Origin of the sequence: Nonomuraea sp. NPDC049309 (genome assembly GCF_043196965.1) — a bacterium.
GTDB classification, from domain to species: Bacteria; Actinomycetota; Actinomycetes; order Streptosporangiales; family Streptosporangiaceae; genus Nonomuraea; species Nonomuraea fastidiosa.
In genome coordinates this window covers 3,025,617-3,044,304 of sequence record NZ_JBICSH010000001.1, presented here as the reverse complement: position 1 = coordinate 3,044,304, position 18,688 = coordinate 3,025,617, and the positions used below count along the sequence as shown (strand labels likewise).

Genomic DNA, 18,688 nt, shown 5'->3' with positions numbered 1-18,688 from the left:
GTCAGTGATGTTGCCAGAAATGTCCGACCCTAGGTGGTTTAACACTAAAAGATCTACCCTGGGGTGAGACCTGGGTATCTTGCGCCGGTGTATCATGCGCCGCGCGCCGAAGACGGGGCCGAGGAGGCTTACCATGCGCGCCCGCGCACCGGTGCTCGGGCTGCAGGGGCTCAGCGTGCGTGCCGGGGTTGGGCGGTAGGGGAGTCAGGTGCGCGCCGGGGCCGGGCGGTAGGGGGCGCCGTGCGCGCCTCCGCCGAGAGCGGTCGCAGGGCGTGTCGTGCGCTTGCGTTGGAGAGTGGTCGCAGGGTGTGTCGTGCGCTTGCGCCGGAGAGTGGTCGCAGGGGCACGCCTGGGCGGTCCGTTCGGTCTCCGTCGCCGGCGCCGGTCAGCAGGCCGCCGTCCACCGTGAACTCGCGCCCGTGCAGTGGCCGGCCCGGTCCGAGGCGAGGAACGCCACCACTGTGCGAGACCGCCACCTCCTTGGCGAAACGCTTGATCACCATCGACCGCACGAACGCCTCGGCGTCCACCGTGCCGACCAGGTCCGGATCCGTGACCATGGCGGTGTTGATCGCGGCGGGCTAGAGCCCGCCTCCGGGGGAGCCGGTGGAGCCCGGCGTGGCCGGCCAGAGCTCGGCTTCAGGCTCGGGCGAGTGCGGAGCAGCCGGGGCGCGGAGGCCGGGCGAGCCGGCCGGAGGTGTCGTGGCGGCGTGGCCGGGCGGGCCGGCGGAGGGCGCGTTGGCCGGGTCCTGGGTGTGGGGGAGCAGGTCGCCGGTGGGCGAGGGATCGGCGGCGGGGTCCTGCGGGCTGCGGAACGGGGTGGGCGTGGTGAGGCCGGAGGAACGGGCGGCGGCAGGAGCGTCGGAGGGTGAGGCGGCGGGCGGGCTCGGCGGCGCGGAGGGCCGGGACGGTGACGGTTGCGCGGTCGATGGCGCGGGGCGGGACGCCGTGGGCGTGGGGGAGCCCGGGCAGTCGGGGCCGGTCAGCGGTGCCTCGCTGACCTGCGGCCCGTTCCCGGCCGCCGGTTCGGTCATCACCACGAGCCCGACGTACGCCCGCTCGCCGCACGGCACCCGCCCGGGGTCGTGGGTGACGGCGCTGGTGTAGGAGGTGCTGCCGCGCAAGGTGCGGCTCTCCTGGCGGACCGTCTGCGCGGGCCCGCCGTCGCCGTCCCTCCTCGTGTACGAGATCCGCAGCCGCACCGCACCGGTGCCGTCCGCCGAGATGCCGATCGTGCCCGTCGCGCCGTTCCACCGCAGGATCGTGGCCGCCCGCACTCTGGGACTGGGCGCGGTCGTGCCGGCCTGGCCGCTGCGGGCGGGCCGGGCCGTGGGAGACACGACCGGGGGAGACGCGACCGGGGGAGAGGCTGCTGGGGGAGAGATTGCTGGGGGAGAGGCGGTGCCGGTGGCGGGCGGCGGCGCGGACGAGGTCCGCCTGGGCGCCGGGCTGGACCCGGTGGGCTCGGGAGACGTGGCGGCGGCGGTGGCGGGGTCGTTCCTGGACTCGGGCGGCGGCATCAGGATCGTCCCGGGACCGGGCGGCACCCGTCCGCCGGACAGGATGATCGCGACGATCGCCGCGGCCACCGCGCCGCCCGCGATCCAGAGGTGGGGCGGAAGCCTGGGCAGCCGGGCCCTGTGGCCGTTCGAGGGGACCGGGTCGGTGCGTGCCAGCGGGAAGCGTAAGGCGAGCAGCGTGGCCAGCTCGGCGAGATGGCGGCGGCCGCGCTTCTCCCAGTCGGGGCCGTACCCGGCGACGGCGTCCTCCTCCAGCTCGGCCAGGAACTGCCGGGCGGAGGCGTACCGGATGATCGGGTCCTTCGCCATGCCGCGCCTGAGCAGGTCGCGCAGCCCGTCGGGGGCCACCTCCACCGGGATCGGCTCCACGAGGTGCTTGCCGCGCAGCGCCGGCACGTCCGGCTCGCGCTCGCCGTCGTCGCCGTTCTCGCTGTACGCCCGGTACGGCGGCCGTCCCCTGACCGCCTCGAAGAGCACGCACGCCGCCGCGTACACGTCGGCCGCGGGCCCCGCCTGGCCCCGCGTCCACAGCTCGGGGGCCATGTACTCCGGGGTGCCCGCCGGCACGCCCGGCTCCTCGGCGTGCACCACGATGCCGAAGTCGGTCAGCTTGGTCGTGCCGTCGGCCTGGACGAGGATGTTGCCGGGCGTGACGTCCCGGTGCGGCACCCCGCGCTCGTGGGCGGCGGCGAGCGCCAGCAGCGTGCTCTTGACCACCGCCAGCGCCGCCTCCGGGCTGATCCGGCCGTGCTCGGCGAGCAGCGTGCGCAGGGAGACGCCGTCCACCAGCTCCATGACCACGGCGGCCCTGCCGGACGTCTCGACGTACTCGTACAGGCGCACCACTTCGGGGGTGTCGATCTCGACGAGGCGGTGGGCGTCCGACCGGAAGCGGTCCATGAACTCGGCGTCCCTGCGCAGGGTGGCGTTCAGGTATTTGATCGCCACGTACGCGCCGGTCTGCTCGTAGGTGGCGAGGAACACGCGGCCGGTGCGCCCGGCGCCGAGCTGCCGTACTTCGCGGTACCCAGGGACCAAGTCCTACCCCCATCAGACGCCCGTCATCGTTTCGACGGTCTCACCCGGGGTTCGGGTTGTCACGAGCGAGATATTTCGTCCGGTGTTAATGGGGTGGGGTGGTGTCGTACGGGCGTCGTGCGGGTGGGGCGCCGCGGCACGCCCGCCGACGTCGCCTGCCTGTGCGCCGATCGCGCCGCGTACGTCACCGGGCGGACCCCGCCGGTGAGCGGCGCCGTGACCGTGCACTGACCCGCCGTGCGCCTACAGCGAGTCGTAGACCGCCTGGACCAGCCGGATCCCGCGCAGGTTCCCGGTGAGCGCGTCGGCCATCTTGTTCATCACGTACCCGATCGCAAGGCCGCGCTCAGGGTCGCCGAGCCCGATCGCGCCGCCCATGCCCGAGTGCCCGAACGCGCTCTTCGACGGCACCATGAACGTCAGCGACGGCAGCATGAACCCGAGCCCGAACGACGTGTCCAGGTACAGCACCTTGTCGGGGCCGTTCACGCGGGGGCGCAGCGCGTCCCGCAGCGTCTCGGGGCGCAGCACGTCACCGGCGAGCAGGCCACGGTAGAACCCGGCCAGTCCGCGCGCGGTGGTGACGAGGCCCGCCGCGGGCCAGCCCGCGCGCAGGATCACCGGGTGGTTCGCGCCGCCCTTGAGCCGGTGCATGGCGGGGTTGCCGAGCGCCCGGTTCATCAGGCTCGCCGGGTCGAGCGCGGCCCGCTGGATCTCGGCCACCAGGTCCTGCGGCCGGTCGGCGGCCCTGTCAGCGGCCCCGTCGGCGGCCCCGTCGGCGGCCCTGCCGGCGGGCCTGTCAGTGGTGCCGCCGGCGCTCTCCACGATCTCCATGCCGGAGCGCCCGGCCGGGCCGGGGGCGCGACGTGGGCGCTCGCCGGCCTTGAGCCGCGCCGTACGCTCGATGACGTCGTCCGGCGCCCCCACCCACAGCTCCAGCCCCAGCGGACCGGCGATCTCGGCGGCCACCAGCTCGCCCACCGTCCTGCCCGTCAGCCGCCGCACGACCTCGCCGACGAGGAAGCCGTACGTCAGCGCGTGGTAGCCGTGCGCCGTCCCCGGCTCCCACAGCGGGCGCTGCCGGGCCAGCCGTGCCGCGATCGCCGGCTGGTCCTCGAACTCCTCGACCGGCACCTCCTCCTCGAGCACCGGCAGCCCGGCCTGGTGGGTGAGCAGGTGCTCGACCGTCACCGCCGCCTTGCCCTCGGCGCCGAACTCCGGCCACACCTCGGCGACCGGCGTACCCACGTCCACCAGGCCCTGCTCGACGAGGCGCAGCAGCGCGGCAGCGGTGACCGCCTTGGTGCAGGAGTAGACGAACGCGGGCGTGTCGCGCTCCCAGGCCCGCCCGGTCCGCCGGTCGGCGACGCCGTCCCACAGGTCCACCACCAGCTGGCCGTCCTGGTAGACGGCGAACGCCGCGCCCAGTTCCTCGCCGCCGGCGAAGTGCCGCTCGAACACCTCGCGCACGCGGGCGAAGCGCGGGTCGCAATGCATCGGACCTCCATCGGGAAAGGGAGTGCTCACGTGATCCACGAGCCTAACAATCAGGGACGATCCGGCCCAGATGACCAGCGCGGCACCCTCAACCCGCTCGCGATCCCGTGCCCCAGGCGGCGCGGCTCATCGAAATCGAAGGCCCAGGGGCTACGCCAGGGCCGAGATCAGGCCGATGGTCAGCGCCGTGCGGTCCGGGATGTGGTCGACCAGCACGTGCTCGTGCCGCGCGTGCGCGCCGTCGCCGACCGCGCCCATGCCGTCGAGCACGGGACGTCCCAGCGCCGAGACGAAGTTGCCGTCGCTCGCCCCGCCCACGGACGCCTGGCCGAGCGGCCAGCCGAGCTCGGCGGCCACCCCCTGGGCCTCCTTGAACAGCCGCTCGGACGGCTCGTTCGGCACCATCGGGGGCCGGTTCCACTCGCCGGTGACGGAGATCTTGATGCGCGGGTCGGAGACCCGCAGCCCGGCGAAGACGTCGTCGATGCGGCCCATCTCGCCGGGGTCGGTGACGCGCACGTCGATGCCGCAGGTGGCGTGACCGGCGGTGACGTTGCGGCCGGTGCCGCCGCTGATGAGGCCGACGTTCACGGTGGTGCCGCGCTCGCGCGAGCCTGCCGCGGCGAGGGTGGTGACGATCTCGGCCAGCGCGTGGACGGCGTTGGCCCCCGCGTACGGGTCGAGGCCGGCGTGCGCCTCGATCCCCTTGACGGTCACGTTGAAGATCCCGACGCCCTTGCGCGCGGTCTTGAGCGCCCCGTCGAGTGAGGCCTCGAAGACCAGCGTGGCCAGGGCGTCCTCGCTGGCCGCCTCGATGTGCTTGCGCGATGCCGGGCTGCCGATCTCCTCGTCGCCGTTGAACAGGAAGCGCACGCTCGGGTGCGGCAGCCCCAGCTCGCGCAGCCCGCGCAGCGCCCAGATCGACTGCACGAGCCCGGCCTTCATGTCGAACACGCCGGGCCCGGTCGCCTTGCCCTCGACGACGGTGAACGGCCAGCTCTTGAGCGTCCCGGTGGGCCAGACCGTGTCGTAGTGGCTGAGCATGAGGACCGTGCCGGGCGCGGTGCCCTCGTAGGTGAGCTCCAGGATGTCGCCGTGCTGGCCGCCCTCGTGGAGGATCTCGTCGTCCGGCGTCCCCAGGTGGCCGACCACCCTCGCCCTGATCGCCCGCAGCCCCTTGACCAGCATGGCCTTGTCGTAGCTGTGGGTCTCCAGCTCCACCACGGCCCTGAGGTCGTCGAGCATGGCCGGCAGGGCCTGCCGGGTCCAGTCGGTGATCAACACGGGAATCCTTCCACGGGGTGTACTAGGGGACGGGGGCACCGGGGCCGAGCGGCACGCCCAGCCACCAGAAGACGTAGAACAGCAGCGTCCACACGACGAGCAGGGTGAGCGAAAGCGGGATCGTCATCGAGGCCAGCGTGCCGATGCCGGCCGCGCGGCGGTAGCGCTGCAGGAAGCCGAGCGCCATCACGAAGTACGGGCTCATCGGCGTGATCGCGTTCGTGCAGGAGTCGGCGATGCGGTAGAGGGCCTGGGTGTACTCCGGCGGGATGTCCAGCAGCATCAGCATGGGCACGAACACCGGCCCGACGAGCGCCCACTGGGCCGACCCGCTGGTCACCACGAGGTTGATGAGGGTGACCACGAGCAGGATGCCGAGGAAGACCACGGGCCCGCTCACCCCGGCCGACTTCAGCAGCCCGGCGCCGTCGATCGCGACGATCTCGCCGATGCCGGTCCACTTGAAGTAGGCGAGGAACTGCGAGATCGCGAAGAACAGCACGAGGATCGGCGCCATCTCGCGGATGCCGTGCACCATGAAGCCGGGGATGTCGCCGCTGCGGGTCACGGTGCCCGCGGCCTTGCCGTACGCCCAGCCGACCGCGAGGAACGCGAGGCCGAGGAAGACCGCGATCGAGGTGAGCAGCGGAGACTGCACGATGCTGCCGCCTTCGCCGCGCAGCGGCGAGCCCGAGGGCAGCACGGCGGCCGTCACGGCGGCGACGAACACCACCAGCGTGATCAGCGCGGCCCGCAGCCCGCGCCGCTCGTCGGCGGTGAGCTTCAGTGAGCCCAGGTCGTCCTCGTCGGCGTCGGGGTCCACGGGCATCTGCTCGACGCGGCGGGCCAGCACCCGCTCGGTCACCAGCGTGATGACGGCGGCCAGCACGACGGACGACACCAGCGAGAAGAAGTAGTTCGCAAGCGGCGTGACCGTGTAGGCGGGGTCGATCGTGTGGGCCGCGGCGGTGGTCAGGCCCGACAGGATCGCGTCGACGGGGGTGACGAGCGGGCTGGCGTCGTAGCCGGCCGAGATCGACACGAACGCCACGACGATGCCGAGGATCGGGCTGCGCCCCACGGCGCGGAAGGCGAGCGCGCCGAGCGGGATCAGCACCACGTACGCGGCGTCGGAGGCCACGTGCGCGACCATGCCGGTGAACGACAGCGCGAACGTCACCCACCGCGGCGAGACCCGCGACACCCCCGAGCGCAGCACGGCGGCCAGCAGCCCCGACCGCTCGGCGACGGCGACGCCGAGCATCACCACGAGGATCGTGCCGAGCGGCGGGAACGAGGTGTAGTTCTCGATCGCGTCGCCGACCATCATCCGCACGCCCTCGACGGACAGCAGATTCTTGGCGGCGACGGTCTCACCCGTGGCCGGGTTGACCGCCGACACCCCGGCCGCCGCGAGACCCCAGCTCAGCAGCGAGAGCACCGCCGCCAGGATGACGAAGAGCCAAAAGGGGTGAGGCAGCCGGTTGCCCAGCCGCTCGATGCCGCCGAGCATCTTGAGCAACGCGTTCAGCGAACGCGATCCCGTCACAGTCTCCGGGGTCGCCACCGGCTCATCTCCCTCCCGCATTTCGGTCATCCATTACATGCGGTCAGGAGACATCCTGACAAGTCGGGGTAAAAACTCAGTCAGCTCCGGCGGGTTCGCGCAGCGGCAGCCGTACCTCGAACCACGTGTCGCCCGGCTGCGAGCGGACCTTGATCTCGCCGCCGTGCCGTCCCGCCACGATCCGGTACGAGATGTCCAGCCCGAGCCCCGTGCCCTCGCCCACGCTCTTGGTGGTGAAGAACGGCTCGAAGATGCGGTCCCTGATCGCCTCCGGCACGCCGTGACCGGTGTCGCCGATCTCCACGATGGCCTCGTCCTCGTCGTGGGCCGTGCGGATGGTCAGCGTGCCCTCCTGCCCCATCGCGTCGAGCGCGTTGTGCATGAGGTTCGTCCACACCTGGTTCAGCTCGCCCGCGTAGCAGGGGATGGGCGGCAGCGTACGGTCGTAGTCGGTGACCACGGTGATGCCCGGCGGGATCTTGCCCCGGAAGATCGCGAGCGTGCTGTCCAGCAGCTCGTGCACGTCCACGCGCTGGAACGGCGCCCGGTCCATCTGGGAGTACTGCTTGGCCGAGCCGATGAGCGTGGTGATGCGCTCGGTGGCCTCGGCCACCTCGTCGAGCATCTGCGCGATCTCCACGGCCTCGGCCAGCCAGTGCAGCGCCTTCGTGGTGTACTCCTCGCCGACCTTCGCCCTGACCTTCTCCAGGTCCTGTGTCGAAAAGCCCGCGTTGACCAGGCCGGGCGCGAGGTCCCACGCGTCCTCGACGCCGAGCTCGTCCAGCGCCTCGCCCAGCTCGTCCTCGGCGTCGGAGATCTCCAGCGGCGAGCGCTGCGGCTGCTCGGCCAGCCGGCGCGTGCACGCCTCCTGCGCGTCGATCAGCGCCCGCAGCTTCTCCGGGGCGATGCCGTCCTCGGCGAGCTGGGCGAGCTGCAGCCGCGAACGGGCGATCAGCGAGCGCAGCTCGCGCACCGCGCGCACGGCCGCCGCCGCCGGGTTGTTCAGCTCGTGGGTGAGCCCGGCGGTGATCGTGCCGAGCGCGGTCAGCCGCTGCCGCCTGTCGATGAGCTCCCGCTGCATCCTGCCGCCCGACTGCAGGCCGGTGAGCAGGTGCATCGCCATCGGGAACCACTCGGTGACGATGTAGGCGAACTTCTTCGCCGGCAGCATGAACATCCGCGACGGCGCGGTGGCGCGCAGCGTGTGCTGGTAGGTCGTCGGAGCCTGGTCGCCGAGATAGGCGGCGGTGGCGCCGCCGAAGACGCCGGGCTGCGAGGTGCGCGGCATCGCGACGGAGCCGGCGCTGACCGTCTCCATGATCATCTGGATCTCGCCCTCGAGCAGCACCGCGAAGCACTCGGCGGGCTCGCCCTGCCGGACGATGTACTCGTCCTGCTCGAAGATCCGCACGCCGCCGCTGGCCGCGAGCAGGGAGAGCTGTTCGTCGCTCAGGCGCTCGAACAGGAACAGCTTGCGCAGCTCCGCGATGTCGATCATTGCTTCTCCAGGTAGCGGTGGACGAGCGCGACGGCCATCGCGCCTTCTCCGACGGCGGAGGCCACTCTCTTGATCGACTCGGCGCGCACGTCGCCGGCCGCCAGCACCCCTGGCACGTTCGTCTCCAGGTAGTACGGCTCGCGCCGCAGCGGCCAGTTGCGCGGCCGCCGCCCGCCCTGCACCAGGTCGGGCCCGGTCAGCACGAACCCGCGCGCGTCCCGCTCGATCGTCTCGCCCAGCCACGAGGTGTACGGCTCAGCGCCGATGAACACGAACAGCCACTGCGCGTCGACCTCGTGCTCCTCGCCCTTCGTGGAGAGCCTCAGCCGCTCCAGGTGGCCGTCGCCGGACGCGCCGACCACCTGCGTCTGCAGATGCACCTCGATGTTGGGGAGCGCGGCGATCTGCTCGATGAGGTAGTGGGACATGGACTTCTCCAGACCGTCACCCCTCACCAACAAATGGACCTTGCTCGCGTATGCCGACAGGTAGACGGCGGCCTGCCCGGCCGAGTTGGCCGCGCCGACGACGAACACCTCGGTGTTCTTGCACCACGGCGCCTCGGTGAGCGCCGCGCCGTAGTAGACGCCCCGGCCCACGAAGTCGTCCAGGCCCGGCGCCTCCAGCCGCCGGTAGGTGACGCCGGTGGCCAGGATCACCGCGTGCGCCGCGATCTCCCCGCCGTCCTTGAAGCCGACGACCCGCGCCTGGCCGCGCGCCTCCAGGCTGTTCACCTTGCGCGGGGTCAGCAGCTCGGCCCCGAATTTCAGCGCCTGCCTGCGCGCCCGGTCGGCGAGCTGCTGCCCCGAGACGCCGTCGGGGAAGCCCAGGTAGTTCTCGATGCGGGAGCTCTGGCCCGCCTGCCCGCCCGACGAGTACGCCTCGACCAGCACCGTCTTGAGACCCTCTGAGGCGCCGTACACGGCCGCCCCGAGCCCGGCCGGTCCGCCGCCCACCACGATCAGGTCGTAGAAGTCGGTCGCCGGCGTCGTGGACAGCCCCACCGCGGCCGCCAGCGTGGCCTGGTCGGGAGCCTCGAGCACGGTGCCGTCCGCCTTCACCACCAGCGGCAGGTGGCAGCCGTCGCCCGCCGCCTTCACCAGCTGCGCGCCCTCCGGCTCGCTGGCCAGCAGCCACTGGTACGGCACGTGGTTACGGGCCAGGAAGTCGCGCACCTTGTACGACGGCGCCGACCAGCGGTCGCCCACCACCCGCAGCTCCGAACGCTCGCGGCGGTCGGTGCGCTGCCAGGCGTCGAGCTGCCCGTCGATCACCGGGTAGAACTTCTCCTCCGGCGGGTCCCACGGCTTGAGCAGATAGTGATCGAGGTCCACCACGTTGATCGCCTGAATGGCCGCCTGGGTGTCGGCGTAGGCGGTCAGCAGCACCCGGCGCGCATAGGGATAGAGGTCCATGGCGGCCTCGAGGAACTCCACGCCGTTCATCTGGGGCATGCGGTAGTCGGCCAGGATGGCCGCGACCTCGTCGCCGCGCAGCCGCATCTCGCGTACCGCGTCGATGCCGTCCTTCGCCGTCTCCGCCCGCACGATCCGGTAGTCATGCCCGTAGCGGCGTCTCAGGTCACGGGCGACCGCTCGCGAGACGCCCGGGTCGTCGTCCACCGTCACGATGACCGGCTTGTCCATGCCCTCTTGCCTTTCCACCCTGCTGTGCTTAAACGAAGAATGTCATGTGTTTCGACCCGGCCGAGCCGGGCGTTCATATGATGAGCGGGTGAGCACCCGTGATCGCATCCTCGACGCCGCTGACCAGGCCATTTCCGAGTACGGCGTCGCGGGGGCCACGACCAAGCGCATCGCGAAGCAGGCCGGCTGCTCCGAGGCCCTGCTCTACAAGCACTTCGCGAGCAAGGAGGAGCTGTTCCTCGCCGTCGTGCTCGAGCGCACGCCCGCGCTCGGGCCGGCGCTCGACGAGCTGCGCGCCGGCATCGGCGGGGGCGACCCGCACGCGGCCCTCGTCGCGTTCACGCTGGCCGCGCTGCGCTTCTACACCCGCACCCAGGCCATCATGGGCGGCATGCTCGGCGACCCCGCGCTCATCGCCGGGTTCCGCGCCATGCTGGCGGAAAACCGCACCGGCCCGCACGTGCCGCTCCAGGTGCTCGCCGACATCCTGCGGGCCGAGCAGCGCGCGGGCCGCATCGACGCCGCGCTCGACGCCGACGCGGCGGCGTCGATGCTGCTGGGCGCCTGCTTCCACCGGGCGAGCCTGTCGCGCTTCGTGGACCTGCCCGGCCCCGGTGACAAGGAGTGGGCGGGCGCGATCGTCGCCACCCTGTTCAGATGATCCGGGCCCAGATGATCCGCCCCGGGAAGCCGGAGATCGGGCGATCACGCTCGTGTGATCGGGGTGCGGCGCGCTAGGCGATGACGTGCGCCTCTCCGCCGTCCACCAGCAGCGACACGCCGTTCACGTACGAGGCCCGCTCGCTGGCGAGGAAGGCGACCACGTCGCCCACCTCCTCGGGCCGCCCGACGCGCCCCACCGGCACGCCCTTGCCGCGCTCGCGCAGCGCCTCCTCATCGCCGGCGATCTGCCGCAGCCGCTCGGTGTCGATGGGCCCCGGCAGCACGTTGTTGACCAGCACGCCGTCGCCGCCCACCTCGCGGGCCAGCGTGCGCACCACGCCCGCGACGGCGGTGCGCGTGGCGTTGGACAGGGCGAGGCCGTCGATCGCCTCGCGGGCCGAGCGGCTGGTGATGGTGACGATCCGGCCCCAGCCGCGCGAGCGCATCTCGGGCAGCACCGCGTGCATGAGACGGACCATGCCGAGCAGGTTGCGCTGGATCGCGGCGTCCCAGTCGTCGAGCCCGAGCTCGGTGAAGCGGCCCGGCTTGGGCCCGCCCGCGTTGGCCACGAGGATGTCCACCGGGCCGAGCACGTCACGCGTCTCCTCGACCACCCGCCTGGCCGCCGCCGGGTCCTCCACGTCGGCCAGTACCGCGTGCACGACCTTGCCGAACTCCTGCAGCTCCACCACCGCGTCCGCGAGCTTCTCCGGGTCGCGGGAGCTGACGCACACGTCGCAGCCCTCCCGCGCGAGGCTTTTGGCCGCGGCGAGGCCGAGGCCCGCGCTGCCACCGGTGACGAGGGCGACCTTGCCCGAGATGCCGAGATCCATAGGGCCGACTATAGATCGTCCGGCACCGCGCGCTGAGGTGGGCGCCAGGCGTGCCGGGAGAGTCGGGCAGATGGCAGGTAATGCCGCGGTGAACGCGCTGCGCTGGCAGATGGCCGAGGACCGCTTCGCCGACCAGCGCGACGAGTGGCGCTTCACGCTGCCCGCCGAGGCCAGGGCCATCCTGCTCGGCCACCTCGACCAGGGCGGCGGCCTGCTGTGCATGCACTCGGCGTCGATCTGCTTCGACGACTGGCAGGGCCGGCCGCGCGTGCTCGGCGGCCGCTGGAACTGGGCCAAGTCGCACCACCCGCCGCTCGGCTGGACCGGCGTGCGGGTGCACGGCGGGCATCCGGTGGTGGACGGCCTGCGCGACTTCGACGTGGTCGACGAGGTCTACAGCGACCTCGACCTGCTGCCCGACGTCAAGCCGCTGGCGTCGTCCGCCAGCGGCCGGCCGCTGGTGTGGGCGCGGCCGGTGCGGCGCGGCCGGGTGGTCTACGACGCGCTCGGGCACGACACCAGGTCGTACGGCAACGAGGTGCACAGGACGCTGCTCCAGCGCGCCGCGCTGTGGCTGCTCAAGCGCCCGGTCGCGATCAGGGAGTAGCCGCCCACGCCCTCCAGCGCGTCACCTCGATGCGGATGACGGCGCCTGCGGGCGGGCGCCTGCGGTACTGGGCGTACTTGGCGGCGAGGACGGCAAGCGCCCGCTCGCGGAGCGCCGGGTCGTCCGCGACGGCGGCGATCCCGTCGGCGCGCACCCACCACAGCCTGGCCCAGTCGTCCTCGTAGTGGTCGGCCAGCACGCTGACCGCCGGATGGCGCGCGATGTCGCGCAGCCTGGCGAGCCGCGTGGTGGTCTTGGGCTTGTGGTCCACGGCCGTCACGATCGCGCCGTCGAGCAGCGCGAACGTGATCGGCACGATGCGCGGCGTCCCGTCCGGCGCGAGCCTGGCCATCCTGGCCACCGGCTGCCCGGCGAACATCTCCCGCGCCCGCTCACCGCCGATCCCGTCCCCCATGCCCTCATGGTCGCACCGCGCGGCGTGTCCGGAACGTACAAGACCGGGCGGCGGCCATCTGGGCACGATGACGGCATGAACGTGAACCTGTCCGCGGTCCCCGGTTTCATGGCCGGTCACGCCCGCATCCTCGATCGCCGCCGCTACGGCCTGCTCATGGGCGAGGAGGAGCCGGAGCGCGTGCTCGCCGCGCTCGACGCCTACCGCAACCCCGACGGCGGCTACGGCTGGGGCCTGGAGCCCGACCTGCGCACGCCGGAGAGCCAGCCGGGCGCCGCCTTGCACGCCTTCGAGGTCTTCGCCGAGGCCGCCCCCGTCACCTCGCCGCACGCCGCCGCGCTGTGCGACTGGCTGGAGTCGGTGACGCTTCCCGACGGCGGCCTGCCGTTCGCGCTGCCGCTCGGCGTCACCACCGCGACCGCGCCCTGGTGGCGCGGGGCCGACCCGTCCGTCTCGTCGCTGCAGATCACCGCCGTCACCGCGGCCGCCGCGCACCGGGTGGCCGCCCACGACCCGGCGGTGGCCGGGCACCCCTGGCTGGCGCGGGCCACCCGCTACTGTCTCGACGCCGTCCAGGCCATGGAGGAGCCGCCGCACGCGTACGTGCTGTCGTTCGCCGTGCGCTTCCTCGACGCCGTGTACGACGCCGAGCCCCGCGCGGCCGATCTGCTGAAGAAGCTCGCCGGTCACCTCCCCGCAGACGGCAGGGTGCCGGTCGAGGGCGGCACCGAGCGCGAGACGCTGCGGCCGCTCGACTTCGCGCCCTTCCCCGGCACCGCCGCCCGCGCCCTGTTCGACCCGAGCGTGATCGCCGCCGACCTGGTCAGGCTGGCCGGCGAGCAGCAGGACGACGGCGGCTGGGTGGTCGACTACGCGCGCATCTCGCCGGCCGGGGCGATGGAGTGGCGCGGCGCGATCACGGTGCACGCCGTGCAGGTGCTGCGCGCCAACGAGGTGATCTAGACGCCCAGCCGGCGGGCCGACTCCGACTCGTGGGCCATGCGGCGCAGCGTGTCGAGCACCCTGCCGTACAGGACCGTGCCGAGCACCATGGCCTCCACGGCGGCGTCGCGCGGCCCGTCGAACGGGATCGTGTCCAGCTCCACCTCGGCCACCAGCCGGCGCGCCGCCTCGACGTAGGGGCGCAGATCGACCGGCACGCCGAGCTGGCGCATCCTGACGATGGTCTGGGCCAGCTCGTCACGGGTGGGCGCGTTCTCCGCGACGTCCCAGCCCAGCTCGTCGATGAGGTCGTCCACCATGGCGCGGGCCGAGCGCCACTCCTCGCCCGGCTCGGGCTCCACGGCGGGGGAGAGCGCGTAGTGCGCGGTGCCGAGCACCTGGCGCACGGGCAGCGACTCGTCCTCGACGGCGGCGATGACCTGCTTGATCGAGGCGACGGAGAGCCGGCCGACTTCCAGCAGCGCGCGGATCATGCGCAGCCTGCGCAGGTGCGTCTCGTCGTACTCGGCCCTGGTCGCGGCGGTCTGCTCGCCCTGGTGCAGCATGCCCTCGCGCAGGTAGTACTTGATCGTGGGGATGGCCACGCCGGACTTGGCGCTGAGTTCGGAGATCCGCATCGTTAGATAATAGAGCTATCCATAGCGTGCCAGGTGCCGCGCGGCGCTCACCAGATCGTGCACGTCGGCCTGGCGGTTCCAGAGAAAGACCACCTCGATGGGCGGGGTGTCCTCTTTGATGGGGACGAACGTGAGCGTGTCGGGCACGGCGGTGCCCTCATGCACGCAGAGCGCGTAACCGGCGCCCTCTCCGACCATCGCGACCACCAGATCGTGGGTGGCGGCCGCGGGGCCCAGCCGGGGATGCAGCCCGTGACGGACGAAGCCCTCGAGGAAACGGCGGGCTCCGGCCACCGCGTCCGACTCCGGCATCAGCAGCGGCTCGCCGGCCAGGTCGGTCAGCGACACCTTCTCGTACGCGGCCAGGTGGTGCGCGCGGGGGAGCAGGGCGCGTACGGGGAAGCGGTGGACCAGCATGCGCGCGACGCCCCTGGGCAGCGAGCCGGGCGCGTAGCCGAGCCCGGCCTGCAGGGTGCCGTCGGCGATGGAGACGATCTGTTCGGCGGTGCCCATCGGGGCGATGCGTAAGCGGCCGGTGTGGATCTTGCTCAGCAGCCGGGCGACGACGTCGCCGAGGCCGTCGGCCACGCCCAGGCGGGTGGCCGAGCCCTTGCCGCGCGCGGCGGTGACCGCGCGCTCGAAGGCGTCGAGCGCGACCGTGGCCTGTGCCAGGAACGCCTCGCCCGCCTCGGTCAGCCGCACCCCGCTCGACGACCGGCTGAACAGCTCGACCCCGATCTCCTTCTCCAGTGTCCTGAGCTGCTCGGACAGCGTCGGCTGAGCGATGTGCAGGGCGGCGGCCGCCCGTCGGAGGCTGCCCGCCCGTGCGATCGCCATGGCATACCGGACATAGCGTAGATCCATCGCTCACCTCGGCGTGCTGATGATGAGCTATCGGTTGATCGCACCTCCGTATTACAAGAGCGGACAGCTTTCGTGAAGTTCCGCAGTCATCTCACTTCCGTGGCCTGGCCGGTGTGCCGAGCACGCGCCAGGTCGGCGAAGGTCCGGCCGGTGCGACGACTGCGCCGGCGGCCAGGCGCAACGCCGCCGCCGTGATCACGATTTTCCCCCCGGGCGTACCCGGCACTGCTGGGCGAATGTCAATAATTATTGCCGGTGGCACTTGACCATGGGCTGATCTGAGCATAATTTTCACCGCGTGGACCTCCTGACCCGCATCAGAAACGAGCAGGGCGACATGCCGGAGGCGCTGCGCAAGGTGGCCCAGGCCATCCTGGAGGCCCCCGACGAGGCGTACCGGCTCACCATCGTCGACCTGGCCGAGCGCAGCGGGACGTCCACCGCCACCATCACCCGCTTCTGCCGCGCGCTCGGCTTCGCCGGGTACGCCGAGCTGCGGGTGGCCATCGCCACCGCCTCCGGCCGGGAGACGAGGGCCACCTGGGAGACCGACATCGGCCAGGAGATCCTGCCCGACGACGGCCTCGACCGCGTGCTGCACGTCGTCTCCGGCAACGACATCCGGCTCATCGAGCAGACCCGCGACCAGCTCGACCTCGCCGTGGTCGACAAGGTCGCGCAGGCCGTGGCCAGGGCCGGGCGAGTGCTGCTCTTCGGGGTGTCGAGCAGCGCGGCGGTGGCCAGCGAGATGGAGTACCGCCTGCAGCGCATGCGGGTGCCGACCTGGAGCAGGTCCGACGCGCACGCCGCGCTGACCGACGCGGCCCTGCTCGGCCAGGGCGACGTGGCCATCGGCATCTCGCACAGCGGCAGGACGCGCGAGGTCATCGAGGTGCTGGCGGAGGCGGGCGGCCACGGCGCGATCACCGTCGCCGTCACCTCGCACCCGCGCTCGCCGCTCGCCGAGGTGGCCGAGCTGGTGCTCACCACCGCCAGCCGGGCGACCAGCTTCCGCTCGGAGGGGTTCGCCGCGATCCACTCCCAGCTCCTGGTGCTGGACGTGGTGTACGTGTCGGTGGCACAGCGCACCTACGAAAGGACGAAGCAGGCCTTCGACGTGACCGTCCGCGCGGTGGCCGGACATCGCCTGCCAGAAAGGGACACATGACAGTCAATCCGCAGGACTTCGTGGAGCACATCGCCCGCCTCGTACGGACGATCCCCGAAGACCCCGAGATCTCCCGCGCCGCCGACCTGTTCACCAAGTCGCTCACCGCCGGCGGTGTCATCCAGGCGTTCGGTTCCGGCCACTCCGAGGCGATCGCCATGGAGATCGCCGGGCGCGCGGGCGGCCTGGTGCCCACCAACCGGCTCGCGCTCAGGGACATCGTCCGCTACGGCGACGCCCCCATGTCCGAGCTCGACCGCTACGACCTCGAACGCGACCCCGCCGTCGCGCACAAGATCCTCGACCTCGCGCCCGTGCAGCCGCAGGACCTGTTCGTCATCATCTCCAACTCCGGCGTGAACGGCGTCGTCGTCGAGCTCGCCACCCTCGTCAAGGAACGCGGTCACGACCTGGTCGCGATCACCTCGCGCACCCATTCCGAGGCCGTCGCCTCCCGCCATCCCTCGGGCCGCAAGCTCGCCGACCTCGCCGACGTCGTCCTCGACAACCACGCGCCCTACGGCGACGCCGTGCTGCCCCTGCCCGGTGGCGGCGCCACCGGCGCCGTCTCCACGATCACCTCCGCGCTGCTGGCCCAGCTGGTGGTCACGCAGACCGTACGCAACCTGCTCGAAGCCGGGGAGGTGCCGCCCGTCTACCTGTCGGCGAACGTCCCCGAGGGCGACGAGCACAACCTCGCCCTGGAGGCCCGCTACGCGGGCCGCATCCGCCGCGGCGCCTGACCGCACCGACCCGCCCGCATCCGCCGCGGTGCCGCATCGACCTCCCGCAGTCGCCGTGGCGCCGCACCGACCTCCCGCAGGCGCCGCGGCGCCGCATCGACCTCCCGCAGGCGCCGCGGCGCCTGATCCCACCGACCCGCCGCATCCGCCGCAGTCGCCCGCCGTCGCCGCGGCGACCGTCCCCACCGCCTGCCGTATCCGCCGCGGGCCGCCTGAAGCCCGCACCGACCGCCCCGATCCGTCCGCCGCCATCCGACCGCCCGGCGCCGGACCCGGGGGAGTCCCGCCGTCGGGGCGTCCCCGGGGCGCACTCGGCGCCACGATCCGTCACCCACCCCTCGACCAACGCCGTTTCCGGGAGTCGCACGACCGCAAGGAGAACCCCCCATGTCCCGAAATTTCGGTAAACGCCTTCTCTCCTTAGCCCTCCCCGCCATCCTCATCGCGGTGACCCTCATCGCCGCCCCCGCCGGCGCCGCCCAGGCGGTCCGCCTCCAGTACCGCACCAGCGCCCCCGGCGCGACCACCGCCCAGGCCGAGCCCTGGCTGCGCCTGTTCAACACCGGCACGACCGCGATCCCGCTCGGCCAGGTCACGATCCGCTACTACCTCACCGGCACCGAGACCTACCGCTTCGCCTGCTCCTGGGCCGTGATCGGATGCGCCGCGATCACCGGGAGGTTCGTCCCGCAGGAGGGCGGCGAGCAGTACCTGGAGGTGGGCTTCACCTCAGGCACGCTGAACCCGGGCCAGGACACCGGCGACATGCAGCTGCGCTTCTACCGCGCCGACTGGCAGCCGTTCGAGCAGGGCGACGACTACTCGTACGGCGCCAACACCGCCTACGCCGACTGGGGCAAGGTCACCGTCTACGTGGACGGGCGGCTCGCCTGGGGGACGCCGCACGGCACCGAGCCCGGCCCGGACCCCGACCCCGAAGAGCCGGGCGGCACCGGCGAGCTGTTCGACGACTTCACCTACACCGGCCCCTCCGACCCGCGCCTCGCGCAGCGCGGCTGGACCGTGCGCTCGGCGTCCGGCGGCCCCGGCGTGCCGGGCGCCACCTGGTCGCCGTCCGCCGTCTCGTTCCCCGGCGGCCTGCTCACCCTCGACTCCGCCACGGACGGCACCGCCGCGGGCACCGTCCACGCCGAGCTGTCCACCTCCCAGCGCAAGTTCCACGAGGGCACGTACGCCGCCCGCGTGCGCTTCAGCGACGCCCCCACCGGCGGACCGGACGGCGAGCACGTGGTGCAGACGTTCTTCACCATCACCCCGCTGCGCTACGACCTCGACCCGGACTACGGCGAGCTCGACTTCGAGTACCTGCCGAACGGCGGCTGGGGCGAGCCGTCGAGCATCCTCTACACGACGAGCTGGGAGACCTACAGGAACGAGCCCTGGCTCGCGGTGAACACCCACACCGAGGAGCGGGCGAGCTTCGCCGGCTGGCACGACCTGGTGATCCAGGTCTCCGGCGGCCGGATCAAGTACTACGTGGACGGACGTCTGTTCGCCGACCACGGCGGGGACTACTATCCCGAGACACCCATGTGGATCATGTTCAACCAGTGGTTCATCGATCTTCAGGAAGTGAGCGGGACGCGTACGTACCGGCAGCAGGTGGACTACGTCTACTTCAGCGCCAACGAGGTCGTCTCGCCCGCCACCGTGTCCGCCCGCGTCGCCGAGCTGCGGGCGGCCGGCACCGCCTTCAAAGACACCGTTCCCAACCCTTGACCGACACCCCGCGCCCGTGACCGTG

The 18,688-nt window shown here is 72.4% G+C and carries 16 protein-coding genes; 6 read left to right on the top strand and 10 right to left on the bottom strand.

Annotated elements, in window-relative coordinates; translation table 11 throughout:
• Nucleotides 1-581 precede the first annotated feature (581 nt).
• The 6 genes from ACGFIM_RS13440 to ACGFIM_RS13415 form a co-directional block, all read right to left on the bottom strand.
• Nucleotides 582-2,558 carry a protein kinase gene (locus ACGFIM_RS13440; RefSeq protein WP_393199441.1) on the bottom strand — a complete coding sequence of 659 codons (1,977 nt, stop codon included), beginning with the start codon at nt 2,556-2,558 and terminating at the stop codon, nt 582-584.
• 243 nt (nt 2,559-2,801) lie between these two features.
• Nucleotides 2,802-4,055, bottom strand: coding sequence for a serine hydrolase domain-containing protein (locus tag ACGFIM_RS13435; protein WP_393199438.1), 1,254 nt, complete (start codon nt 4,053-4,055; stop codon nt 2,802-2,804).
• 150 nt (nt 4,056-4,205) lie between these two features.
• Complete coding sequence (locus ACGFIM_RS13430; RefSeq protein WP_393199435.1) at nt 4,206-5,339, bottom strand: M20 family metallopeptidase; 1,134 nt, start codon at nt 5,337-5,339, stop codon at nt 4,206-4,208.
• Between the two features lie 22 nt (nt 5,340-5,361).
• Nucleotides 5,362-6,927 (bottom strand): AbgT family transporter, encoded by a 1,566-nt coding sequence (locus ACGFIM_RS13425; RefSeq protein WP_393199432.1) that lies wholly within the window; start codon nt 6,925-6,927, stop codon nt 5,362-5,364.
• A 55-nt stretch (nt 6,928-6,982) separates the two neighbouring features.
• On the bottom strand, nt 6,983-8,404 hold the full coding sequence (locus ACGFIM_RS13420) for an ATP-binding protein (RefSeq protein ID WP_393199429.1): 1,422 nt from the start codon (nt 8,402-8,404) through the stop codon (nt 6,983-6,985).
• Complete coding sequence (locus tag ACGFIM_RS13415; RefSeq protein ID WP_393199426.1) at nt 8,401-10,068, bottom strand: FAD-dependent oxidoreductase; 1,668 nt, start codon at nt 10,066-10,068, stop codon at nt 8,401-8,403. Before ACGFIM_RS13415 ends, ACGFIM_RS13420 begins: the two co-directional genes overlap by 4 nt.
• A gap of 70 nt (nt 10,069-10,138) precedes the next feature.
• Between ACGFIM_RS13415 and ACGFIM_RS13410 the strand changes: the two genes are divergently transcribed.
• Entirely contained in the window at nt 10,139-10,711 is a 573-nt protein-coding gene (locus tag ACGFIM_RS13410; RefSeq protein ID WP_393199423.1) for a TetR/AcrR family transcriptional regulator, read from the top strand.
• A 73-nt stretch (nt 10,712-10,784) separates the two neighbouring features.
• Here ACGFIM_RS13410 and ACGFIM_RS13405 read toward each other — a convergent pair whose 3' ends face one another.
• Nucleotides 10,785-11,546 (bottom strand): SDR family oxidoreductase, encoded by a 762-nt coding sequence (locus tag ACGFIM_RS13405; protein ID WP_393199420.1) that lies wholly within the window; start codon nt 11,544-11,546, stop codon nt 10,785-10,787.
• Between the two features lie 70 nt (nt 11,547-11,616).
• Here ACGFIM_RS13405 and ACGFIM_RS13400 point away from each other — a divergent pair, with 70 nt between their 5' ends.
• Complete coding sequence (locus ACGFIM_RS13400) at nt 11,617-12,153, top strand: ThuA domain-containing protein (RefSeq protein ID WP_393199417.1); 537 nt, start codon at nt 11,617-11,619, stop codon at nt 12,151-12,153.
• Here ACGFIM_RS13400 and ACGFIM_RS13395 read toward each other — a convergent pair.
• Nucleotides 12,143-12,568 carry a TIGR03668 family PPOX class F420-dependent oxidoreductase gene (locus tag ACGFIM_RS13395; protein WP_393199414.1) on the bottom strand — a complete coding sequence of 142 codons (426 nt, stop codon included), beginning with the start codon at nt 12,566-12,568 and terminating at the stop codon, nt 12,143-12,145. The two genes, ACGFIM_RS13400 and ACGFIM_RS13395, sit on opposite strands and share 11 nt — an antisense overlap.
• A 75-nt stretch (nt 12,569-12,643) precedes the next feature.
• Between ACGFIM_RS13395 and ACGFIM_RS13390 the strand changes: the two genes are divergently transcribed.
• Complete coding sequence (locus ACGFIM_RS13390; protein ID WP_393199411.1) at nt 12,644-13,531, top strand: hypothetical protein; 888 nt, start codon at nt 12,644-12,646, stop codon at nt 13,529-13,531.
• Here the strand turns inward: ACGFIM_RS13390 and ACGFIM_RS13385 are convergent.
• Complete coding sequence (locus tag ACGFIM_RS13385; protein ID WP_393199408.1) at nt 13,528-14,148, bottom strand: MerR family transcriptional regulator; 621 nt, start codon at nt 14,146-14,148, stop codon at nt 13,528-13,530. The two genes, ACGFIM_RS13390 and ACGFIM_RS13385, sit on opposite strands and share 4 nt — an antisense overlap.
• Before the next feature lie 15 nt (nt 14,149-14,163).
• A complete protein-coding gene (locus tag ACGFIM_RS13380; RefSeq protein ID WP_393199405.1) occupies nt 14,164-15,012 on the bottom strand; it encodes a LysR family transcriptional regulator in 849 nt (282 codons plus the stop codon).
• A 298-nt stretch (nt 15,013-15,310) separates the two neighbouring features.
• On the opposite strand from ACGFIM_RS13380, the gene ACGFIM_RS13375 reads away from it, so the two are divergent.
• The 3 genes from ACGFIM_RS13375 to ACGFIM_RS13365 all read left to right on the top strand — a co-directional run bounded on the left by ACGFIM_RS13375 (nt 15,311) and on the right by ACGFIM_RS13365 (nt 18,663).
• Nucleotides 15,311-16,180 carry a MurR/RpiR family transcriptional regulator gene (locus ACGFIM_RS13375; RefSeq protein WP_393199403.1) on the top strand — a complete coding sequence of 290 codons (870 nt, stop codon included), beginning with the start codon at nt 15,311-15,313 and terminating at the stop codon, nt 16,178-16,180.
• Nucleotides 16,177-16,923, top strand: coding sequence for a sugar isomerase domain-containing protein (locus ACGFIM_RS13370; RefSeq protein WP_393199400.1), 747 nt, complete (start codon nt 16,177-16,179; stop codon nt 16,921-16,923). The genes ACGFIM_RS13375 and ACGFIM_RS13370 overlap by 4 nt, the downstream gene beginning before the upstream one ends.
• A gap of 387 nt (nt 16,924-17,310) precedes the next feature.
• Nucleotides 17,311-18,663, top strand: a complete 1,353-nt coding sequence (locus tag ACGFIM_RS13365; protein ID WP_393199398.1) for a cellulose binding domain-containing protein — start codon at nt 17,311-17,313, stop codon at nt 18,661-18,663.
• Nucleotides 18,664-18,688 lie beyond the last annotated feature (25 nt).